Source organism: Bradyrhizobium sp. CCBAU 53340 (genome assembly GCF_015291645.1).
Taxonomy (GTDB): domain Bacteria; phylum Pseudomonadota; class Alphaproteobacteria; order Rhizobiales; family Xanthobacteraceae; genus Bradyrhizobium.
On the sequence record NZ_CP030056.1, the window covers coordinates 47,409 to 66,806 of the forward strand.

General features: G+C 56.6%; 19 protein-coding genes. 16 read left to right on the top strand and 3 right to left on the bottom strand.

The window, feature by feature from the left end; all coding sequences use genetic code 11:
- The first annotated feature begins 7 nt into the window (after positions 1–7).
- The 3 genes from XH89_RS36805 to XH89_RS36815 all read left to right on the top strand — a co-directional run bounded on the left by XH89_RS36805 (position 8) and on the right by XH89_RS36815 (position 2,539).
- Positions 8–877, top strand: a complete 870-nt coding sequence (locus tag XH89_RS36805) for an ABC transporter permease (RefSeq protein WP_128955089.1) — start codon at positions 8–10, stop codon at positions 875–877.
- A 71-nt stretch (positions 878–948) separates the two neighbouring features.
- On the top strand, positions 949–1,716 hold the full coding sequence (locus XH89_RS36810) for an ABC transporter permease (protein WP_128929689.1): 768 nt from the start codon (positions 949–951) through the stop codon (positions 1,714–1,716).
- Positions 1,706–2,539, top strand: coding sequence for an ABC transporter ATP-binding protein (locus tag XH89_RS36815; protein WP_128929688.1), 834 nt, complete (start codon positions 1,706–1,708; stop codon positions 2,537–2,539). Before XH89_RS36810 ends, XH89_RS36815 begins: the two co-directional genes overlap by 11 nt.
- 54 nt (positions 2,540–2,593) lie before the next feature.
- Here the strand turns inward: XH89_RS36815 and XH89_RS36820 are convergent, their stop codons facing one another.
- From XH89_RS36820 to XH89_RS36830, 3 genes are all read right to left on the bottom strand, one after another.
- The gene (locus tag XH89_RS36820; protein WP_128929687.1) at positions 2,594–3,463 is read right to left on the bottom strand and encodes a CoA ester lyase; all 870 of its coding nucleotides are present in this window, start codon (positions 3,461–3,463) and stop codon (positions 2,594–2,596) included.
- Positions 3,464–3,487: 24 nt separating this feature from the next.
- A complete protein-coding gene (locus tag XH89_RS36825) occupies positions 3,488–4,729 on the bottom strand; it encodes a CaiB/BaiF CoA-transferase family protein (protein WP_128929686.1) in 1,242 nt (413 codons plus the stop codon).
- Positions 4,730–4,914: 185 nt separating this feature from the next.
- A complete protein-coding gene (locus tag XH89_RS36830) occupies positions 4,915–5,973 on the bottom strand; it encodes a YeiH family protein (RefSeq protein ID WP_128929685.1) in 1,059 nt (352 codons plus the stop codon).
- A 92-nt stretch (positions 5,974–6,065) separates the two neighbouring features.
- Between XH89_RS36830 and XH89_RS36835 the strand changes: the two genes are divergently transcribed.
- The 13 genes from XH89_RS36835 (at position 6,066) to XH89_RS36895 (ending at position 19,375) form a co-directional block, all read left to right on the top strand.
- Positions 6,066–6,950, top strand: coding sequence for a LysR family transcriptional regulator (locus XH89_RS36835; protein ID WP_232995588.1), 885 nt, complete (start codon positions 6,066–6,068; stop codon positions 6,948–6,950).
- A 782-nt stretch (positions 6,951–7,732) separates the two neighbouring features.
- Positions 7,733–8,638: a TrmB family transcriptional regulator gene (locus XH89_RS36840; protein ID WP_206733164.1), complete on the top strand. Its 906-nt coding sequence runs from the start codon at positions 7,733–7,735 to the stop codon at positions 8,636–8,638.
- A gap of 83 nt (positions 8,639–8,721) precedes the next feature.
- Positions 8,722–9,645: a LysR family transcriptional regulator gene (locus XH89_RS36845; protein WP_128929683.1), complete on the top strand. Its 924-nt coding sequence runs from the start codon at positions 8,722–8,724 to the stop codon at positions 9,643–9,645.
- A 277-nt stretch (positions 9,646–9,922) separates the two neighbouring features.
- Positions 9,923–10,768, top strand: a complete 846-nt coding sequence (gene ehuB / locus XH89_RS36850) for an ectoine/hydroxyectoine ABC transporter substrate-binding protein EhuB (protein ID WP_164933832.1) — start codon at positions 9,923–9,925, stop codon at positions 10,766–10,768.
- A gap of 28 nt (positions 10,769–10,796) precedes the next feature.
- On the top strand, positions 10,797–11,480 hold the full coding sequence (locus XH89_RS36855) for an amino acid ABC transporter permease (protein ID WP_128929681.1): 684 nt from the start codon (positions 10,797–10,799) through the stop codon (positions 11,478–11,480).
- Positions 11,477–12,136, top strand: coding sequence for an ectoine/hydroxyectoine ABC transporter permease subunit EhuD (ehuD, locus tag XH89_RS36860; RefSeq protein ID WP_128955088.1), 660 nt, complete (start codon positions 11,477–11,479; stop codon positions 12,134–12,136). Before XH89_RS36855 ends, ehuD begins: the two co-directional genes overlap by 4 nt.
- Positions 12,136–12,915, top strand: coding sequence for an ectoine/hydroxyectoine ABC transporter ATP-binding protein EhuA (ehuA, locus tag XH89_RS36865; protein ID WP_188637407.1), 780 nt, complete (start codon positions 12,136–12,138; stop codon positions 12,913–12,915). Before ehuD ends, ehuA begins: the two co-directional genes overlap by 1 nt.
- A 44-nt stretch (positions 12,916–12,959) precedes the next feature.
- The gene (locus tag XH89_RS36870) at positions 12,960–13,826 is read left to right on the top strand and encodes a DUF1989 domain-containing protein (protein WP_128929678.1); all 867 of its coding nucleotides are present in this window, start codon (positions 12,960–12,962) and stop codon (positions 13,824–13,826) included.
- Positions 13,827–14,251: 425 nt separating this feature from the next.
- A complete protein-coding gene (locus XH89_RS42005; protein ID WP_283810013.1) occupies positions 14,252–14,593 on the top strand; it encodes a carbonic anhydrase in 342 nt (113 codons plus the stop codon).
- 274 nt (positions 14,594–14,867) lie between these two features.
- Positions 14,868–16,103: a pyridoxal phosphate-dependent aminotransferase gene (locus XH89_RS36880; RefSeq protein ID WP_128929677.1), complete on the top strand. Its 1,236-nt coding sequence runs from the start codon at positions 14,868–14,870 to the stop codon at positions 16,101–16,103.
- Positions 16,104–16,420: 317 nt separating this feature from the next.
- Positions 16,421–17,182 (top strand): aspartate/glutamate racemase family protein, encoded by a 762-nt coding sequence (locus tag XH89_RS36885; protein WP_128929676.1) that lies wholly within the window; start codon positions 16,421–16,423, stop codon positions 17,180–17,182.
- Positions 17,175–18,332: an ABC transporter ATP-binding protein gene (locus XH89_RS36890; protein WP_128929675.1), complete on the top strand. Its 1,158-nt coding sequence runs from the start codon at positions 17,175–17,177 to the stop codon at positions 18,330–18,332. The genes XH89_RS36885 and XH89_RS36890 overlap by 8 nt, the downstream gene beginning before the upstream one ends.
- Positions 18,329–19,375, top strand: a complete 1,047-nt coding sequence (locus XH89_RS36895; RefSeq protein WP_164933833.1) for an extracellular solute-binding protein — start codon at positions 18,329–18,331, stop codon at positions 19,373–19,375. The genes XH89_RS36890 and XH89_RS36895 overlap by 4 nt, the downstream gene beginning before the upstream one ends.
- Positions 19,376–19,398 lie beyond the last annotated feature (23 nt).

The window sequence follows — 19,398 nt, forward strand, 5'->3', positions numbered from 1 at the left end:
CTCCATCATGTCTAACGCGACGCCGTCGGCGCCGTTCGCGGGTGTTGCCGACGAGCAGAGGCTGCGTAGCATCTTGTACCGCGGGGCGGCATCGGCATTCTTGTTCGCGCTGCCAATCATCGTCTTCCTGTTAATATGGGAGACAACGGTACGTCTCGGCTGGATCAATGCGACGATCCTGCCTTCGCCATCAAATATCGCGCGGCGCGCGTGGGTGCTGCTTGATCCAGCCGATCCCGCCAAGAGCATATTGCTGACGCATATTGTCGTTAGTTTGTGGCGTGCGCTGAGTTCGTTCGCTCTGGCATGCGTGCTGGCCATCCCAATGGGCCTCTTCCTGGGCCTCAACAGGACGGCCTATCTGATTGCTTCCCCACTCCTGAGCCTGTTACTGCCGCTACCGGCAGTTGCCTGGGCTCCGATCTTCCTGGTCATTTTCGGTCAAGGCGATATCACGATCATTGCTGTCTGTTTCCTCGGTGCCTTCTTTCCGATTCTGTACAGTACTATCCAGGGCGTGCGCGCAATCGGCCGACACTCCTTGTGGGTCGTGCGCAGCATGGGCGCAAGCCGGTTTGATATCTTTCGGCGTGTGCTGTTACCCGGTGCGCTGCCGGCGCTGATCTCGGGGCTGAAGCTTGGAATGGCGCATTCGTGGCGCACGCTGGTCGCGGCCGAAATGCTAGCTGCGTTGACCCATGGCCTCGGATTCATGATATTCGCGGCGCGTTCCTATATGGACGTATCCACGATGTTCGTCGGCATCGTATGCCTGGCCCTGATCGGTCTCCTTATCGAACGTGGCGTGTTTGGCTCGCTCGAAGCACTTACCATTCACCGCTGGCACGGTAACGGAAAAGTGGGTAGCCATCGATGAGCGTGGACACATCCGGCATCCGTCTGCAGCGATATACTCGGTCCCCAGCCTCGTCCGGTCTCGCGATACCGATGGCTCGTATCGCGCTGATCCTGGTGCCGCTGGTGGCTTGGGAGGTGTGCTCGCGGTTAGGGTTGATAAACGGCTTCTTGTTTCCGGCGCCGTCCGCGATCCTCAACAAGCTTTGGGTGCAATCCGGCCCAAACGGAAACCCGCCATATGCAATTCTGTGGCACGTGGCAGACAGCATGCTGCGCTTGCTCTCGGGATTATCACTTGCGGTAATCATAGGTACCCTGCTCGGGGTTGGACTTGGCATGAGTCAGCGGGCGCGGCTGGTGTTTCAGCCAATCATTAGCATCTTGATGCCTGTGCCGACGCTAGCATGGACCCCCGTCCTGCTGTTGGTCATGGGTATCGATAACCGCACGACCATCCTAGTCGTATTTCTCGCAGCGGTTTTCGAAATGATATACATCGTCGCGAGCGGCATCGAAATGCTGAACGTCAAAATGCTTTGGGTGGCTTGGTCGATGGGCGCGAGCCGACGGCAGGTATTTTGGCGCGTCATTATTCCCGGCATTTTTCCTTGCCTGATCACCGGCACACGGCTCGGTACAGGTTACGCCTGGCGCGCTCTGATCGCCGCCGAGATGCTGGCCGCCAGCAGCTATGGCCTGGGTTTCATGATCTATGACGCCTCCGAATACATGAACATTGGCGTCATCTATGGTGGCGTGATGATGATTGCGGCGCTCGGCTATCTTCTTGAGAACGTTCTGGTTGGCAAGATCGAAGCTGCTACCATCGAGAAATGGGGAGTACTCAATGAGCGTTGAAACGGCAAAAATACTCCCGCTGCGCGACGGTGCCGGTACCAAGCCCAAGATTGTCGCCAAGAATGTCCAGAAGTATTTCGGAAACGTGCTGGCGATGGAGGACATTTCTTGCACGATCAACGAACGGGAATTCGTGGCTATCATCGGTCCAAGCGGTTGCGGCAAGTCGACGTTTCTGTACCTGATCGCTGGATTCGAGAAGGCAAGCCAGGGGGAACTGCTAATCAACAACGAACTCGTGGTGGGGCCAGGACCCGACCGTGGCGTGGTCTTTCAGGAGTTCGTGCTGTTCCCCTGGCTTACGGTGTTGCGTAATGCGACGCTGGGCCTGGACATCAAAGGTGTGCCACGGCAGGAAGCTGAGGAGCGGGCGAGGAAGTGGCTTCGTCTGACAGGCCTTTCGGGGTTCGAGAATGCCTATCCATCGTCTCTGTCGGGCGGCATGAAACAGCGCGTCGCCATCGCTCGGGCACTTAGTTACGATCCGGAGGTGCTGCTACTCGATGAGCCGTTCGGCGCACTCGACGTGCAAACAAAGAACTACATGATCCAGGATCTACAAAACCTCTGGGTCGAGGCCAATCGAACTATCGTGATGATAACTCATAGTGTATCAGAGGCCGTTCAGCTTGCCGATCGAGTGCTTATTCTGAGCTCACGGCCCTCGCGAATAATTGCGGACGTGGCGATCAAGCTACCCCACCCTCGGGACTTAAGGGACCCGCAGGTCCGGCGATACGAAGACGAGGTTACGGCTCTTCTGTCGGCGGAAGTCGACAAGGCGATGAAGCGCGAACGCCAGACGTTTGCTGGCCGCTCATAGAGCGCTGTGAATCAATAGCCCAGATTACCGCAGGCCGACACTCTAACGCTCTGATCAGCTTGCGTCGGCACGCCGGTGGCGCCGCGCCCGCTCCAAGAGTTGCCGGGCACGTTCGACGACGGGCTCGTCGACCATCCTGCCTTCCAGCGAATAGGCGCCGACGCCACGTTCGGTTTGCTGACGGGCGGTCTCGATGATCAATTGCGCCCTTGCGACATCAGCGTCGGACGGTGCAAAGGCATTGTTTAGGATCGGTACCACTGAAGGATGGACACAGGTCGCACCCGTAACTCCGTGACCGAATGCCTCCTCCGCTAGCTCGCGCATTAGTCGGACATCCTTGTAGTCCGCAACGGAGCCGAACAATCCGAACGAGTATTTTCCGGCTCCGGCAGCGGCCATGTGAACCAGCATCTTGGGTATCTTAAGTGCCTCATGAGTGGGATTAGCTCCCATCGATAGCGCTAAGTCCTCACTACCGCCCATCAGGCCTATCACCCGCTCGTGGGCGCGTGCGATGTCGTCCGCTTTGGCCAAAATCTTGACGGACTCGATGACTGCGATCGCTTGGAGTGGCTCGCGACGGTCATGATCCCGTTCGGTTCGCTCAGCAACCTCTAGAAGCAACCGCACGTGCTCGGCGCCCTCGACTTTTGTAATCAGAATGCCCTTGGCACCACCGAGCACCGAAGCCTCGATATCTCGGACGGCAGCCGACAGAGGTCGATTAATACGCACCCAAATGTCAGCTCCTGCGGCAGCGCATCGTTTTATCGACGACGCAAGCCTATTGCGTGCCCCCTCCTTCTGTGCGGGCGCGACGCTGTCTTCAAGATCCAGGATTATGGCATCGGCGCCACAAAGCGCCGACTTTGCAATGAAGCGCTCAGATGAGGCGGGGACATAAAGCAGAGATCGGTACACTGGTGTCTTCCGGTCGCCTACGGGTCATTGGGATGATGGCTTAGCCTGCACGATGACGCCAGCCTCGCGCAGTTCTTCCAACCGGGCCTGCGTGATGCCGAGGGAGCGCAGAATCGCAAACGTGTGTTGACCGAGATCCGGAGCGGGCATCCGAATCCTTCCGGGCGTAGTTTCGAGCCTCGGGACCACGTTGTGCATTAAAACCGTTCCGAGTTCGGAGTCCGGTAACCCAACGACGATTTCGCGAGCTTGAACATGGGGGTCATCCAAGAATTGATCGATGTCGTAGATTGGTGCAGCAGTTACGTCTGCCCGCTCGAATATACTCATGTTATCTTCAAGCGTCCGCGCGGCAATGAATTCCGCGATAGGCTCCTCGCAAGCATCGGCGTTTTTGATGCGATCAGAGTTCGTCAAAAATCGGGGATCCACGATCATGTCAGGGCGACCGATAGTCCGGAACAACCTCTCGGCCACAACTTGCATCGAGGCGGAGATTGCGATCCAGCGAGAGTCGCTGGTACGGAATGTGTTGCGCGGCGCTCCGGTAAGCGATCGACTGCCGGTCCGCGGGCGTACCTGCTGTGTTAGTTGATAGATTCCGGCTTCGGGACCGAGGAGGGAAAAAAGCGGATCTAACAAGGGCAAGTCGATAACCTGGCCGTTACCCCCGCTCACTTCTCGATGCCTGAGCGCAACCATGGTTGCCCCAAATCCGTAAATGCCCGCGACCATATCGGCGAGCGTGGCGGGTGGCAGCAGCGGAGGTCGATCAGGGAATCCGTTGCGGGAAGCGAAGCCTGACATGCCTTCGACCAGAGTGCCGAAGCCGGGCCTGTCCCGATAGGGACCGGTCTGCCCCCATCCCGAGATTCTCACGATGATCAGTCCTGCATTCTGTGCTCGAAGGACCTCGGGCAACAAACCCAGCTTTTCCAGACCTCCGGGTCTGAAGTTCTCGACCAGCACGTCCGCCGTCGCGAGCAGATCCGATAGGATCGTCCGACCTCTCTCGTCGCGAAGGTCTAGCGCGACACTCTTCTTGTTCCGGGCGTAGGTCTTCCAATGGATGCTGACATCGTTGACCCGCCAAGCGCGCAGAGGGTCGCCCGAGACGATGTCCTCAATCTTGATGACTTCGGCTCCGAAGTCGGCGAGCTGCAGGGTGAGCATATTCCCGGCGACCAGACGCGAAAGGTCCACGACACGGACGCCGTTAAGCGCGCCAGCAGCCTCTGGCTCGAACTGCTTAGGTACGGCCTTCATTGCGCCGACTTAACGATGCAAGGCGGAAGTAGTGCCTGTACAGTACCCGCGGAGGTCCCCATCGATCCTCAACAAGCTGACTTGTATGGGGTAGTATTAAGTGATACGACCACATCCTGCAACATCCTTTCGGTGAACCCGATGTTCACCGCAGCTGGCAACCCGAAGTTAAGCAGAGAGTGCCCTCACTTGAAGAGTTGAACCAGGCCGAGGCTCATCGCGAGCAGAAGTATCAGAGACAAGGTCACCGCAATCGTGACTTTCCCGCCGGCCTTCGAAAGCACCCGGATATCGACACCCAGCCCGAGTGCGGACATGGAGACTACGGTTAGCACGCTGGCGAGCTTCGCAACGGGGGCGGCAACGCTGCTGGGTATGATCTGCAACGAACGAAGGCCGGCCAGTACCAAGAAGCCGATGATGAACCAAGGTACCAATTTGATGAGGTTAATGCGCTTGCCGGGCGCGACTTCGCCACGCAGGCGTGGTGCGACAAGCGACAAGCCGACCACCAACGGCCCTAGCATGAGGACCCGAACGAGCTTCACCACGGTGCCAATTTGAGTGCTGACGATTCCTGCCGGAACGGTCGCGGCAAGCACCTGGGGAACGGCGTACACGGTGAGGCCGGCGAGAATCCCGTACTGAGTAGCCGAGAGCTCCAAGAGTGGAATGAGCAGTGGAAGCCCGAGCACCATCAGCACGCCAAGGACCGCGGTGAAGGAAATCGATGACGCGATATCATCGCCATCTGCCCCTATAACGGGGGCGACCGCGGCGATCGCGGAATTGCCGCAAATGGAATTTCCGGAGGCGATCAGGAGCGAAAGCTTAGTGGGTAGGCCGAGCATGCGGCTGAGGCCGAAACTCACGGCAAGCGTGACCGCAACCGTTCCGACGATCGCGGCAATCAGAAATAATCCGGAAGGCAGGATTGCCCCAAAGCTGATCGAGGCCCCGAGCAGCATCACGGCCACTTCGAGAAGTTGTTTCGCGCTGAAGGCGATTCCGACCTTCCAGCGCTCGGAAGTAGTTGAGACGCTGCGGATCATCATCCCGAGCAGGATGGCGATGACCAAGGCTTCAACATAGGGATGTTGGAAGATGTGCTCCTCGGCCTCCTGGATTCCAATCGACAGCAGCGTCAGGAGCACGCATAAGAGGATGCCGGGAAGCAATGCAACCAAACGACCGGCAGGCGCGTCTACCTTGCTCGATTTGGGAAGATCTTTGCATGGAGCCATGAGTCCCTCGCCAGCCGACAAGGCTATGCCCGAGAACCAAGGGCTCATAACAGTAGAATTTTGATCTAGGCCGATAAGCAGGCGTTATGCCAATGAATTTGCATTTCCTCCGCTTCTTTACCACCGTCGCTGAGGCTGGAAGCTTTTCGCGAGCAGCGGACATCTTGCGCGTTAGCCAGCCCGCGGTCTCGAAAGGAGTACGCGATTTCGAACTGCAAGTGGGCTGTCGCTTGCTGGATCGTACATCGAAAGGAGTACGTACGACCCGCGAGGGGCGGGCACTTCTCAGGCACGCAGAAAATCTGTTCGCTGCCGAGCGGGCCGCCGAAGAGGAACTGTCGTCGCTGCGCAACCTCGCGAGCGGATCGCTTCACATCGGGGCAAGCACCACGATCGCGACCTACATGATCGCTGAGTACATAGGCAGCTTCCGGCGCAGGTATCCGAGCATCGATGTGCATCTGGTAAGCGCCAACACGCGGGATATTGCCGGAATGATGCGCGCGCATGAAATAGAGATCGCCCTCGTGGAAGGACCGGTCGAAGACGATGATCTCGTCAGTACGGCCTGGCGGACGGACATGATGAGCCTGATAGCAGGTCCGACTCACGCCTTCGCATTATCGGAAAATCACGTGTATGCGGCGGCCCTCGAAGATGAAATCCTGATCGTTCGGGAACCAGGCTCCGGCTCACGGGAGATCGTCGCGCAGGCGCTGTTGAACCATGGCGTGCGGCCGCGCAAAACCCTCGAAATCGGCAGCACGGAAGCGATCAAGCAAGTTGTCGCATGCGGTCTTGGTGTCTCGATCGTCTCAACATCAACCATTGGCGATCAGATCAAGCTTGGCCGGCTCAAGGCGATAAAAATGAAGGATCTGCAGATATCGCGCACGCTTTGGCACGTGGAAGTACGGGGACGAACCAAAATTCCTGCCGCGATTGCCTTTGAGCGAATCATAGGTGTCGCCCCATGACATCAATATGATGGAGTCGCGGGATCGTCTCGTCATTCGGAAGGCTTTGCTGGACGTGACGGCGGATCAAAAAAGGCGAGCGGCGCGAGATAAACCCAGTTTGCGTCAGCAACATCCAGAGAGCAACTTATCCGATCCACCATAGATAGCGAGACAGTTCGCCAGATGTCTGCTGCACTGCAATCCGATCAACGTCCGAGGGGTCCGTAGTCAGGACATCCCATCGCGGTTCTTGTGCCGACGCGCAAATTATTGGTGGTTGGCCGTTGGATGCAATGGTAGCGAGGTCTCGTTTTGAGCGGCCGTAATGGGAATATGTTCTCCGAGGGGGCGCCCCGACAGGATATTTTGGGCAGGGTCCTCTGTTGCTTGGAGGCTGAGACTGTGCCCCCAGTCCGCTCTCCGGAAAATCTGGCGAGTCGGGTGGGCCTGATTAGGTCGATGATTGTGGCCATCTCATCTCGAGCGCTCGCTTTGGCTGGCTTTGCGATCGGCTGGTCGCGATCTGGTCGAACGCGCCATCGCGATCAAGTCATGCACTTGACACGAAAGCCATAGTCATAAAGGCTGCTACCCATGTTAGTTTCGCTTTGCCCGCTGGATATCAAAGACTTGCGCTTCTATCAAAATTGAGCGCCGACGGCGTCGAGCGGCAAGGAGCTACGTCGGAATGGTCAGCTAGGGCGTGACAATCAAGCTTCGAAGGCGAATTGATCAACTGAGGCAAAGCACTTCTTGTCGACGGGTGGGGGCGCTGCTTGGCTCAAATCAGGAAAAATCGGGTGAGCGGCGATAAGCAAGCTAATCTAAGTGAGTTGATGCCAGACTTGCTCGCTCTGGGTTTTAGCGAGTACGAAGCGCGTGCCTACCTCGCGCTCTATGAGCTTTCGCAGGCGACTGCCTACGAAGTAGCCAAACTTGCAGGCTTACCCAAGGCGAACGCATATTCTGTCCTCGAGAGTCTGGCAAAGAAGGAGGCGGCTCAACCGATCTCCGAAACTCCACTGCGGTATGTGGCGGTAGCGCCCAAGGTTCTGTTTGAGCGAATTGCGACAGCGACGAGCAAGCGCTGCGCAAAGTTGATCCGAACGATTCCGGCTGTTTCACAGTCCAACGACGGTGGCTACGTATGGACCATTAACGGCGAGGACGCGATCGCCGCCAAGATGGAGGCTATGATCGACGGAGCGAAATCACACATTTGGGTAAAAACAGAAGAGAAAATACTGCTGCCGCACCGCGACGCGCTTCGACGTGCTGCAGACCGCGGGGTTGCGATTCTCATCATCCTTTTCGGGACTCAAGTCGAGAAGTTTCAATTCGGTGCGAAGTCGCGAACTTATCTCCACGAGGGAAACGGCATTCCCGTGGGAATCGCACCGCATCTTGTAACCCTTACAGTGGATTTCGAAGAAGCTCTGGTGGCGGAGATTCGTGCGCAAGGCGGCTCCTACACGCGAAATAAGCCGATAGTTAATCTTGCTGACTCCCTATTGCGGCACGAGATCTACTTCGCGGAAATATTCGAAATGTTCGGGCAACCGATCCAGAAGACGTTCGGCCCCGCTATTATCGAGCTTCGAAGGAAGTATCTTCCCGCACCGCAAGTTGCGGCGCTGGAAAGCCTTCTAGGGCTTACCGCGAGTCGAGTTGAGAAAAAATCCAAGCTGAAAGAAGAAAAGATCTAACGCGTCTGTCGCGGCGATTGGCACGCTTCGCCGGCGTGTTTCGCGCGCCTGCAAGGAGCAGCAATCTTAAGGGGGAGTTGGCTTTGAACCTTCAAAAGTTGCGCGCGCTGCATAGTGTAATCGTGACCGGTTCGGTCACCGGGGCCGCAACTCGACTTCATTTGACCCAACCAGCGGTAAGCCGTTCGCTGTCTGCCCTTGAAGCGGAGCTGGGATTCAAGCTCTTCAACCGGCTTGGTGGGCGCCTGGTTCCGACTCCTCAAGGAGAAGCCTTCTCGCGGGAATGCGAGCGTATCCTGCTGGATATCGACGATCTTACCCGCATCGGCAAAGAAATCCGCGCCAATCGAGGCGGTCGCCTTCGGATCGTGGCAATGCCACAACTCGCCCGAAGTCTACTCGTGCCGGCACTGGCCCAATTTTCGAAGGAGTTTCCGAGTGTTTCGATTTCTTTGGAAGTCAGGGAAAGACGCGAAGTCGAACGTTGGGCTTCGGGACTTAGGTTCGACGTTGGGATAGTAATGCTCCCGACTCAATTTGAAATGTTGACGTCGCATTCCTTCGCCGAATTGGTTCCCGTTGCGGTGCTTCATCCCGATCATCCACTTGCGGCGAATAAGACGATTCTCCCCAGTGATCTGATCGAGGACCGTTTTATTGCGCTGGACCGGACGACGTTGTTGCGGCAGATCGTTGATGGAATGTACGTACAAGCTGGCCTTGCCGCGAACATTTGGGTTGAAGTGTCGTCGGCGTTCATCGCGTGCCAAATGGTGGGAGCCGGAATGGGTGTGTCGATATCGGATCCATTCAGCGCAGCGCTGCTAGCAGAGCGAGATGTCGTGGTTCGCCCTTGCAAGACGTCGGCAAGGCTCAACTATGCTTTCGTCTATCCGCGCCATTCGAAGAAGACGGCGCAGGCGGTCCGGTTTTCCGAAATCGTGAGGAGCACTCTGGAGAATTTGATGGGGCGGTTCGAATTCGTGCAAGGGCAAACAATTCGATAAATTGCACTTCTTCCGTGCAGTGCTGTAGACGCGCGGGTCGCGGCGGTACGCACAGCCAACTTGACCACGTTTTCCTGAGGAATCGGGAGGATCCGGCAAGTCGCGCGTCCTCGATATTACAGCAAGTAATGCATCCATTACGCTAATTGAATTGCTGCGGTTCCGAATAACCCTTCAGATATGTAGGATGCGAGTCTGGCTCAATCCAAACTGAGCAGAAGCCAAAAGAGATGCCGGTGTGTCAATGGCGACGCATTCGAGACAGATGAGGAAACACATGCTACGAACTTTGCATATTTTTCTAGCACTCGCTTTCCTGACTTTCTCGTCATCGAGTTTTGCCGGTGCCAGGCTGGACGACGCAAAGAAGAGCGGCCTTACCCTCGGCTTCAGCAACGAGCCGCCCTTCGCGTTCAAGCAGGCCGATGGATCATTGGCCGGGTCAGACTACGATCTCGCAAAGCTCGCATTCAACCGCCTTGGAGTAGAGCGGATCGAAGGAACGGTGGTTGCGTTCGGATCGCTCATCCCGGGACTTCAAGCCAAACGTTTCGATTTTATCGCGACCGGACTCTATATCCTTCCCGCGCGCTGCCTTCAGGTTCTCTTCACCGAGCCCAACTTCACCGTTCAGGAAGGTCTTCTCGTTCGCAAAGGCAATCCCAAGCAAATCCATAGTCTTGACGACATCGTCAAACACGAGGACATCAAGGTTGGTGGCAACATAAGTGGCCAGCCGACACAGAATGCAGTCAAGGCCGGCGTGAAGGATAGCCAAATCACGCGTTTTCCGGACATCCCCTCCAATGTCGCGAGCCTGAAAGCGGGCAGGATCGACGGGGCATTGCTTATATCGGTAACTGCACGCTGGAACGCAAAGAACGATCCGACCCTGGAAGTCGCCGAACCATACACGGGCCTGCTCATAGATGGCAAGCCGAAGCAAGACTACGGCGCATTTGCCTTCCGTAAGGAGGATTCGGAGCTTCGGGACGCATTTAATGCCGAGATGCTCAAGATCGTGCATTCTTCGGAATATGTTGAGATCCTGAAAAAGTACGGCATGACGCAGAACGAAGTGCCGGCGGCCGACGTCAAGCTCGATACTCTTTGTAAGCAGTAGGACTCGTGCCCGAAGCGGACGGTGACAGATGTCGGCGCTCTACGAGGGTAGATGGCTGCTCCTTTCTGGTGCGGTAACGACGATGGCCCTTTACGCGCTCTCGACAGTATTGATGTTCGCTTGCGCGCTCGTTTTCGGTATCGCCAGGACATCCAAGAGCTGGTGGATCCGAACCATCAGTTTGCTCTATGTCGAGATCTTCAGGGGCATATCTCTGGTGGTCGTCCTGTTCTGGCTCTACTTTGTTTTGCCGTTCTTCGGGGTTGCGATTTCCGCCTTTTGGGCGGCCACACTCGCCATAGGCATGTGCTTCGGGGCTTATGGAGCTGAGGTCGTCAGGACGGCGATCGGCGCTATCCCGCGGGGCCAGTATGACGCCGCCTTGGCGATCAATATGGTGCCATCAATGATGATGCGCCGGATCATTCTTCCTCAAGCAATGCTGTCGATGATACCACCTCTCGGTAACCTCAGCATCCTGGTATTGAAAGCCACCTCGGTTGCCGCCTTGGCGACCGTTCCGGAACTGACTTTTGAAGCCTACTCTCTCAATATCAGAACCTTTCAGACCGTGCCGATCTATCTCGTTGTCATGATCTTCTATGTGGCTGCGGCGCAATTGATAGGAGCGGCAATCGCGTACGCAGAGCGACGTCTCGGGTTATGGCAGGGTAAGCCAACGCACGGCGCAACCAGGGGCTGGTCGGCATGAAGGTCGATTTCCAATATGCCTGGGAGTTGCTTCCGCAACTCGTGGTCGCGGCGCAAACCACATTGCTCGCCGCCGTCCTCGGTTTTATCGCCTCCCTGCTTGGCGGCCTCCTTCTCTTTGCGCTGTACAGCGCTAAGCACCGTCTGACCAAAATCTTAGTTCGCGGCTACGTCGAATTCGCAAGAGGGGTGCCGCTCCTGGTCCTGATCTATTTTCTGTACTTCGTGGGGCCTTCGGCAGGCGTCGTGATCAGCCCGCTGGTGACCGGCGTCATTGCTCTCGGCTTGCACTACAGTGCGTATATGGCCGAGGTCTACCGTGCCGCAATGATCGGTGTTCCGGCCGGGCAATGGGAGGCATCAACATCCATAAATCTCTCAACGTTCGACACATATCGGCGGATCATTGTTCCACAGATGATCCCATTCATCATTCCAAATGCCGGAAGTTACTTCGTCTACATGCTGAAGGACACGCCGCTGCTCGCATCCATATCCGTTTGGGAACTCATGGCCGTTGCTCAGGCGGAAGGAGCCAGGCGGTTTCAGTACTTTGAACCCATAACGATGGTTGGGATAATGTTTCTCGTCCTCAGCATTGCCGGCGCGTTTCTCATCAACAGGCTCGAGCGACTGTCCCAGAAGGGATGGCGGTAATGTCGGCCGGACCGTTCTCAGTACAGCTAAGGAACGTTACAAAACGTTTTGGGGCGTCCACGGTCCTAAATGACCTAAATCTCGAAGTCGGACAGGGTGAAAAGCTTGTGGTCATCGGTCCGAGTGGATCGGGAAAATCAACTCTCCTCAGGGTTCTCATGACATTGGAGGGAATCGACAGAGGCAGTGTCTCTATCTGCGGCCGTGAGTTGTGGTCGTGCGATTCGACCGGCGCAGCACGCCAAGCATCGGCCCGGCAAACACGTACGATTCGGAGCGATGTCGGCATGGTCTTTCAGAGCTTTAATCTTTTTCCTCACCTTACGGCGCTTGAAAACGTGACCGAGGGACCGATTCGCGTCCTCAAGATGCCGAAGGAGAAAGCCGTGAGCCTCGGAAAGGAGCTGCTTCGAAGGGTGGGACTGGAAGATCGGTGCGACTACTACCCTGCGAGGATGTCAGGCGGTCAGCAACAAAGGGTTGCGATCGCGAGAGCAATGGCGATGAGACCGAAAATACTCCTATTCGACGAGGTGACCTCGGCGCTCGATCCTGAACTCGTTGGCGAGGTGCTAGCGGTCATTCGGGAGCTGACTCACCAAAAGGAACTGACGGTTATCATGGTAACGCATCAGATGTCCTTCGCGCGAGAGATCGCCGACAGGGTTTGCTTCTTCGATCACGGCCGAATTGTCGAGGAAGGAGAGCCGTACCAGTTCTTTTCTCAACCGAAAAGCGCGAGAACCCAGGCGTTTCTAAAGTCGGTCCTGGACGCCTGACGATCTTAGTCTCAGCAGTCGAATTCCTCTTAGGAGACACTCAAATGACTTCCAGATCCATTTCGATGCCCGAGCCGGAGAATGCTCAGACTCGCCGGTCGGCGCGCAAAGAAACGGTCTACGCCGTCGGACAAATTCCGGCGCTCGATATGGAATTCTACCAGAACGTTGGGTCCGGTGCTGAGAAAGTGTCGGAGTTGACGATCCCTGCTCGGGATGGCGGCGCGTTCGAAGTGCCTGCCGGGCACCTCTTTCGGATCGTGAGCGTGGAGGGATCGCAGGTTGGTGATTTTAATCTTTGGAATAGCGACAATCTTTCTGAACACTTCTACAGCGGTAAGACGCGGGCGATTCATGCGACGCACATTTCTACTGGTGATCGCCTGTGGAGCAGCATGCCATACCTGAGGCCGATGGCGACTATCACTTACGACAGTCTGGGATGGTATGGGTGGGATTCCGATGGTTGTGGAATTCACGATGTGATCGGAACACGCTGCGACCCTTACACGAGAAGAATGATAACCGGTGAAGATTACGATCACTGTTGCCATTCCAATCTCGTTCGAGCCCTATCTGCCTTCAGAAAGATTTCGGCGAAGGAAGCCGAGGGCTACGTGCACGACGTCATGAACGTCTTTATGTGCACAGGCTTCGATGTCGAAAGTCACGAGTATATCAAAAAGGCAAGCCCGGTTCGTCCAGGCGACTTCATCGAATTCTTCGCGGAGATCAATCTCCTTGGTGCGCTATCCGCCTGTCCCGGCGGCGACTGTGGGCCGCGGGTCCCAGGGCAGACCCCCAAGTGCTATCCCCTGAAGGTGGAAATCCTTCGTCCCGCGAAGGGCGCGCTGAATGGTTGGAAGTCGCCTGAACCCTCGCCCTACAAAGGCAAGCACGGGATGAGCTGATTTGCGGAGCGCATTGTAAGAGCCGATTAACATCAAGGCGCTCGGAAATACCGTCGGCAGCTAGGCGCCGACCGGAATGGCGTCAGCCGTGCCAAGTTGACGCCGCGTTTGGGTTTGAAGTGCAACCGCGACAGCGAATTTCGAGATTATTCTCGTCATGCATGGTTGCAGGCGCTTTAGTAATTGGCGTCGTGGCGAGGCGTGATTGATAATTTGGCCCCATAAGCGATCGGTCAATCCTGTCCGCTGTGGCCAGGCCGACAGCAATTGCTCATCGGTGGTAGGATCCGGAATGTCCAGTGACGTGTCGAGCTTTCCCGCACAATTGATGCAGGGCTACGCCGCTTTCATGTTGGACCGCTTTCCTCAGGAACGACAAAGGTTCGATTCATTGGCCGCGCGCGGGGCAGTCACCGGAAGCCCTGGTGATCGGATGTTGCGACAGCCGCGTTTCACCCGAATTGATATTCAATGCGAGACCCGAGGAAATCTTCGTCATCAGAAACGTTGCAGCGCGTACCGCCCTTCGGTGTCGAGGGAGAATTCCACGCCGCCGGGGCTGCTCTGGTTGTGCTCGGTCACGCCCGGTGTGGGGCGTCCCCGCTTATGCCAAAGGCAAGGTATCGGCCTCACCAGAAAGCTTCACGACTCCATGGATGCAACGTCTGGTCCCGGTGGCGCACAGAGCTGGCCGTGTTGCGGCGGCCTGGACGACGATCACACCGACTTGGAGCTGGCTGCGATCGATCAGTCCTTGCTCAATCTAATGAGTTTTCCGTGGTGTGCGATCGCGTAGGTCGCAAGCAGCTCACGTTGCATGGATCGTATTTCGAGATTGCGAACGGTGTTCTGCACATACGAGATCGAGAGACCGGCAAATCTGATCCAGCGTGTGCGGACCGTTTTACGGACGCGATTACCTGTGCATCCGGACGATATCGATGAGGGGGCCGCTCCTGCGCCGATAGGTTTGAAATCGAAATCGGCTCGCGAATGGCCTGCTGCACATCCGGCAGATGACAACGACGAGAGGAACTACCAATGACAGTCTTCGACGCCGCGTCTGCGTCCAACCGCTCCGAGTTTGCCGCACGCGTGAATCGAATTCAACCGTCGCAGAGTGGTGCTGCGGCCCAGCGAGTGCGGGAATTGCAGGCTCAGGGGCGAACAATTCTCAATCTGACCCAGGGTGAACCCGACTTCGACACACCCGATAATGTCGTGCAGGCTGCGCTCGCCGCCATGAAGAGGGGCGAGACGAAGTATACCAACACGGATGGTACGGCAGTCCTGAAAGAGACAATTGCGAAGAAATTCGCGCGTGAGAACGGCCTCTCCTACAAGGTCAGTCAAATTTCGGTCGCCAACGGCGCCAAACAAATCTTATTCAATGCGTTGGCGGCGACGTTGGATCACGGAGACGAGGTCATCATCCCGGCTCCGTACTGGGTGTCGTACCCGGAAATGGTGTCGTTCTTCGGTGGGGTACCCAAAATCGTCGCTTGCCCGGCGGCGAGGAACTTCAAGCTCGATCCGATCGATTTGGAACGTGCGATCACGTCGAGGACTCGGTGGCTCCTCTTGAACTCGCCTTCTAATCCCACGGGGGCCGTATACACGCGCAGGGAGCTGGAGCCAATCATCGATGTATTGCGAAGAAATCCGCACGTCTGGCTCCTTAGCGACGACATATACGAGCATCTTGTCTATGACGGGCTCGAATATTGTACGCCGGCGGCGATCGATCAGTCCGTCGCGGAGCGAACCCTGGTCGTCAATGGCGTCTCGAAGGCCTATTGTATGACGGGTTGGCGCATCGGTTATGCCGCGGGTCCGGCGAAGTTGATATCCCAAATGGCGAAATTGCAATCTCAGGCCACGGCCAATCCATCGTCCATCAGCCAAGCTGCGGCCGTCGAGGCTTTGAACGGGCCGCAAGAGGGGCTTCGAGAGCGAGCAGAGAAATATCAACGACGGCGCAATCTGGTTCTGGAAGGACTCGCGTCCGTGCCCGGGTTGGCTTGCGACAAGCCGTCCGGCGCCTTTTACGTCTTCCCCTCCTGCCGCGACCTGATCGGAAAGCGGACCCCGGACGGAACCGTCCTTGCCGATGACAAGGACTTTTGCAAGTATCTCCTCGATGCCGAAGGGGTGGCGGTGGTGCACGGAGCGGCCTATGGCTTATCGCCCCACTTCAGAATCTCATATGCTACTGCGGACGAAACCTTAAAGGAGGCCTGTGTCCGCATAGCCCGGGCATGCAGTCGACTGAGTTGATGCAGCTCGCTGCCCTGACAATACGTGTGGAGCGATGTCGGACCACATTCGAGCAGCTCATATCGTTTTGCGGTTCATCGGGTCCGTGATGCGAAATGGAGATCTGCGACATGATGTCATCATTGCTCCAGGGCCGCATGAGCTCTCTAACCAGCGTTCTGTATCGCGGCCAAACGGGCGAACCGCCAAGATCAACTCATCGAGCTGGCCGCTGAGCTGGTCTTGCAAAACCGCCTCCACGAAAGTCGAGGTATTTGGTAGCTTGAAATAATACTACCAAATGGCTAGCCTCAAAGCGATCGACAAGGGAGGAAGTAATGGCCGCCATTCGACGGATAGGTATCCTCGCGCCGCCGATAAATGTGGCTATGGAAACCGAGCTACCGTCCTACGTTCCTCCCAATGTCAAGCTCAATCACAACAGGCTCACCAAACCCGGCACCGCTATAGCGAAGGAAGCGCAGCTCGCTATGGCCAACTCGTTGGATCGAGCGGCCTCGGATCTCGCACAGGCGAATCCGGAGGTGATAGTTTACGGATGTACGAGTGCCAGCTTCCTAGAGGGGCTAGGCAACGAAGCCAAGCTAGCCGACCGCATCACGATGTTGACCGGAATTCCCGCTGTCACCACTTCAACAGCCGTCATCGAAGCCTTGAAGGCCGTTCGGGCGACCAGAGTATTCATGCTCACTCCCTATCCGGATCTAATCAACAAGGAAGAGGCCCTCTTTCTGCAGCACTATGGCTTCGGCGTGGAGGCCGTCGATTCCTTCTTTTGCGCAGATGGACGACAGATCCTGACCATCTCGTCGGCGGACGTTGCCTCCAAGGTGCTCTCAAGCCGTGAGGTCATTTCAAGGTGTGACGCCGTGTTTGTCAGTTGCACCAATTTGCTGGTGATGGATCAAATCGACCGATTGGAAAGGGAATTGAACCTGCCGGTTGTCACCTCGAACCAAGCCTCTCTTTGGGCGGCACTCCGAAGGATGAAGATCGATGTCACCTCAACGGGGGTAGGCCGCCTGTTCAAGGAGCGGCGGCCACAAGAAGCACCGGTATTCGAGTTGAGCAATGCCTAACCGCGCCGTCAGGATCGTCGAACCGCCAGCATGCTCGATCGATTCCGACGCGGATAGAGTGGCCGCGCTCGAAATCATCGAAGTGTCGAAACGATTTGGAGATAACTCGATCGTCGACAACTTGTCATTGACGGTCAAGCAGGGCGAATTTTTGACATTTTTGGGACCGTCAGGCTGCGGTAAATCAACGACCTTGCGCATGATCGCGGGGTTCGAGCAGCCGGACGCGGGATCAATCAAGATCGGCGGCCATGTGATGACGGGCGTTGCGCCTTATCGGCGTCCCGTCGGCTTGGTCTTCCAAGGTTTGGCGCTATTTCCGCACCTTACTGTCGAGGAGAACATCGCCTTCGGGCTGGCGGTGAAAAAGGTCAAACGCGACGAAATCGTAGCAAGAGTACGCGAGGCGCTCGCGTTGGTGGATCTGAGCGAGCTCGGACGACGTCGGATACAACAGATATCGGGCGGTCAACGTCAACGCGTGGCCCTGGCGCGCGCGCTGGTCACTGGCCCGTCCGTTCTCCTGCTGGATGAGCCCTTCGGTGCACTGGACTTCAAGCTGCGCCGCCAGATGCAGATCGAATTGAAGCGTATCCAGCACCAAGTCGGCACAACATTCGTATTCGTGACTCATGATCAGGAAGAGGCGATGATCCTGTCGGATCGGATAGCCGTTTTCAATCATGGAAAGCTCGAACAATTGGGCAGCGCGCGTGAGGTCTACGAGAACCCGAAGAATGCATTCGTCGGAGGCTTCCTCGGGGATATCAACATCTTCGTCGGCCACGTGCAGTCTCTCGAGAAAAACGGTGCGAGTCTGCACCTGAGCGAGGTCTCGGCCGACGCTCTGATAGTGGCAACTCCAGAGATGAAAATCGGCGCAGAAGTCGCGATATCGATTCGTCCCGAGAACGTACGTGTGGGACGCGAAGTGTGGGGTAACAGTTGTCTTATGGTCGGCCAGATCGTGGCGAACATCTATATGGGCGCGACCGTCCGTCAAAGCGTTGTGGTCGACGACAAGGTCGTGGTGGTGGATACGACGGCCCGGCATGTGCAGCAGCAAGGCCTGCTTCCGGGAACTCAGGTCAAGTTGGCATGGGATTTGGAGGACGCCATCGTTTTCGCGAACAAGGAGGTGCGGAAGTGAAGCACGCTGCCGGTCTATTGATGGCCCTGAGCTTGTTCAGCCTTTCGACGACGGTTGCGTGCGCCGCCGACGGAGAAGTTGTCATGGGCACCTGGGGAGGAGGCAACAGCGAGATGTGGCGAGAGAAAGTCGGCAAGCCGTTCTCCGCGTCGTCCGGTATCGTGGTCAAGATCCGCGACTGGTCGGATCCGGAGCCGACGTTAAGAGCCCAAGCGAGAAAACCTCAGTTCAACGTCGCACTGGGCACCTGCTACAACGCCGCAAATCTCCAAAAGGATGGATTGCTGGAAAGCTTTAAGAAGGAAGACTTCCCCGAACTGGCTAATTTCGAGAAGTCGTCCTATCTGATAGACCAGAACGGCGAAGTTTACGCTTTCGGCATCTACTTTCAGTATTACGGGGCCGCATTCAACAGCGATCAGGCAAAAGCGTCAGACTTCGAGTCCTGGCGGGCATTGGCCGACCCGAAATTCAAGGATAAAGTCGCTATCGCCCGGCCGATCTATGCTGCTCCCAATGATTTGGTTCTCTTTGCGAAAGTCGGAGGGGGCGACGAAAACAACATTCAGCCCGGCATTCCTCTGCTTACGTCGATCGCGCGTAATGCTCTGACTGTCACGAACTCCACTGCTCAGATGAATGCCCTGCTGTCGCGCGGAGAGGTCACGGCGGGAGCCTACTATTCGAGCCGCGTCTGGACCATGCGGGCTTCCGGTGTAAAGAACGTCGATATCACAATACCCTCCGAAGGAGGATTGCTGCTGTCATATTTCTTGATCGTGCCGAAAGGCGCGAAGAATCTGGACGCCGTGAAAGCCTGGATAAACTATGCTTTAAGGCCAGCACCAGAATTGGCCATGCTTGATGCGTCTGGCTTCCTACCGCTCAATCAAACTGCCGCGCTTAGCCAGGAACAGCTCAAGGAGGTTGGTTCGCCGCAATCGTTGCGTTCGAAACTTTACCAGCCAGACTGTTCGGTGCTTGCCGCGAACCAGGAGAAGCGGGTCAATTTGGTCGAACAAATCTACTCTCAGGTCAAGTAAGCAATAAATTGGAAAGCGGCGGG

Excerpts from the sequence above, each read along its gene's own strand:
- XH89_RS36830 (WP_128929685.1), bottom strand. The coding sequence starts at position 5,973 with ATGGCTCCATGCAAAGATCTTCCCAAATCGAGCAAGGTAGACGCGCCT.
- XH89_RS36815 (WP_128929688.1), top strand. The coding sequence starts at position 1,706 with ATGAGCGTTGAAACGGCAAAAATACTCCCGCTGCGCGACGGTGCCGGT.
- XH89_RS36870 (WP_128929678.1), top strand. The coding sequence starts at position 12,960 with ATGACTTCCAGATCCATTTCGATGCCCGAGCCGGAGAATGCTCAGACT.
- XH89_RS36890 (WP_128929675.1), top strand. The coding sequence starts at position 17,175 with ATGCCTAACCGCGCCGTCAGGATCGTCGAACCGCCAGCATGCTCGATC.
- XH89_RS36805 (WP_128955089.1), top strand. The coding sequence starts at position 8 with ATGTCTAACGCGACGCCGTCGGCGCCGTTCGCGGGTGTTGCCGACGAG.
- ehuD (WP_128955088.1), top strand. The coding sequence starts at position 11,477 with ATGAAGGTCGATTTCCAATATGCCTGGGAGTTGCTTCCGCAACTCGTG.
- XH89_RS36855 (WP_128929681.1), top strand. The coding sequence starts at position 10,797 with ATGTCGGCGCTCTACGAGGGTAGATGGCTGCTCCTTTCTGGTGCGGTA.
- XH89_RS36885 (WP_128929676.1), top strand. The coding sequence starts at position 16,421 with ATGGCCGCCATTCGACGGATAGGTATCCTCGCGCCGCCGATAAATGTG.
- XH89_RS36825 (WP_128929686.1), bottom strand. The coding sequence starts at position 4,729 with ATGAAGGCCGTACCTAAGCAGTTCGAGCCAGAGGCTGCTGGCGCGCTT.
- ehuA (WP_188637407.1), top strand. The coding sequence starts at position 12,136 with ATGTCGGCCGGACCGTTCTCAGTACAGCTAAGGAACGTTACAAAACGT.
- XH89_RS36880 (WP_128929677.1), top strand. The coding sequence starts at position 14,868 with ATGACAGTCTTCGACGCCGCGTCTGCGTCCAACCGCTCCGAGTTTGCC.
- XH89_RS36835 (WP_232995588.1), top strand. The coding sequence starts at position 6,066 with ATGAATTTGCATTTCCTCCGCTTCTTTACCACCGTCGCTGAGGCTGGA.
- XH89_RS36810 (WP_128929689.1), top strand. The coding sequence starts at position 949 with ATGGCTCGTATCGCGCTGATCCTGGTGCCGCTGGTGGCTTGGGAGGTG.
- ehuB (WP_164933832.1), top strand. The coding sequence starts at position 9,923 with ATGCTACGAACTTTGCATATTTTTCTAGCACTCGCTTTCCTGACTTTC.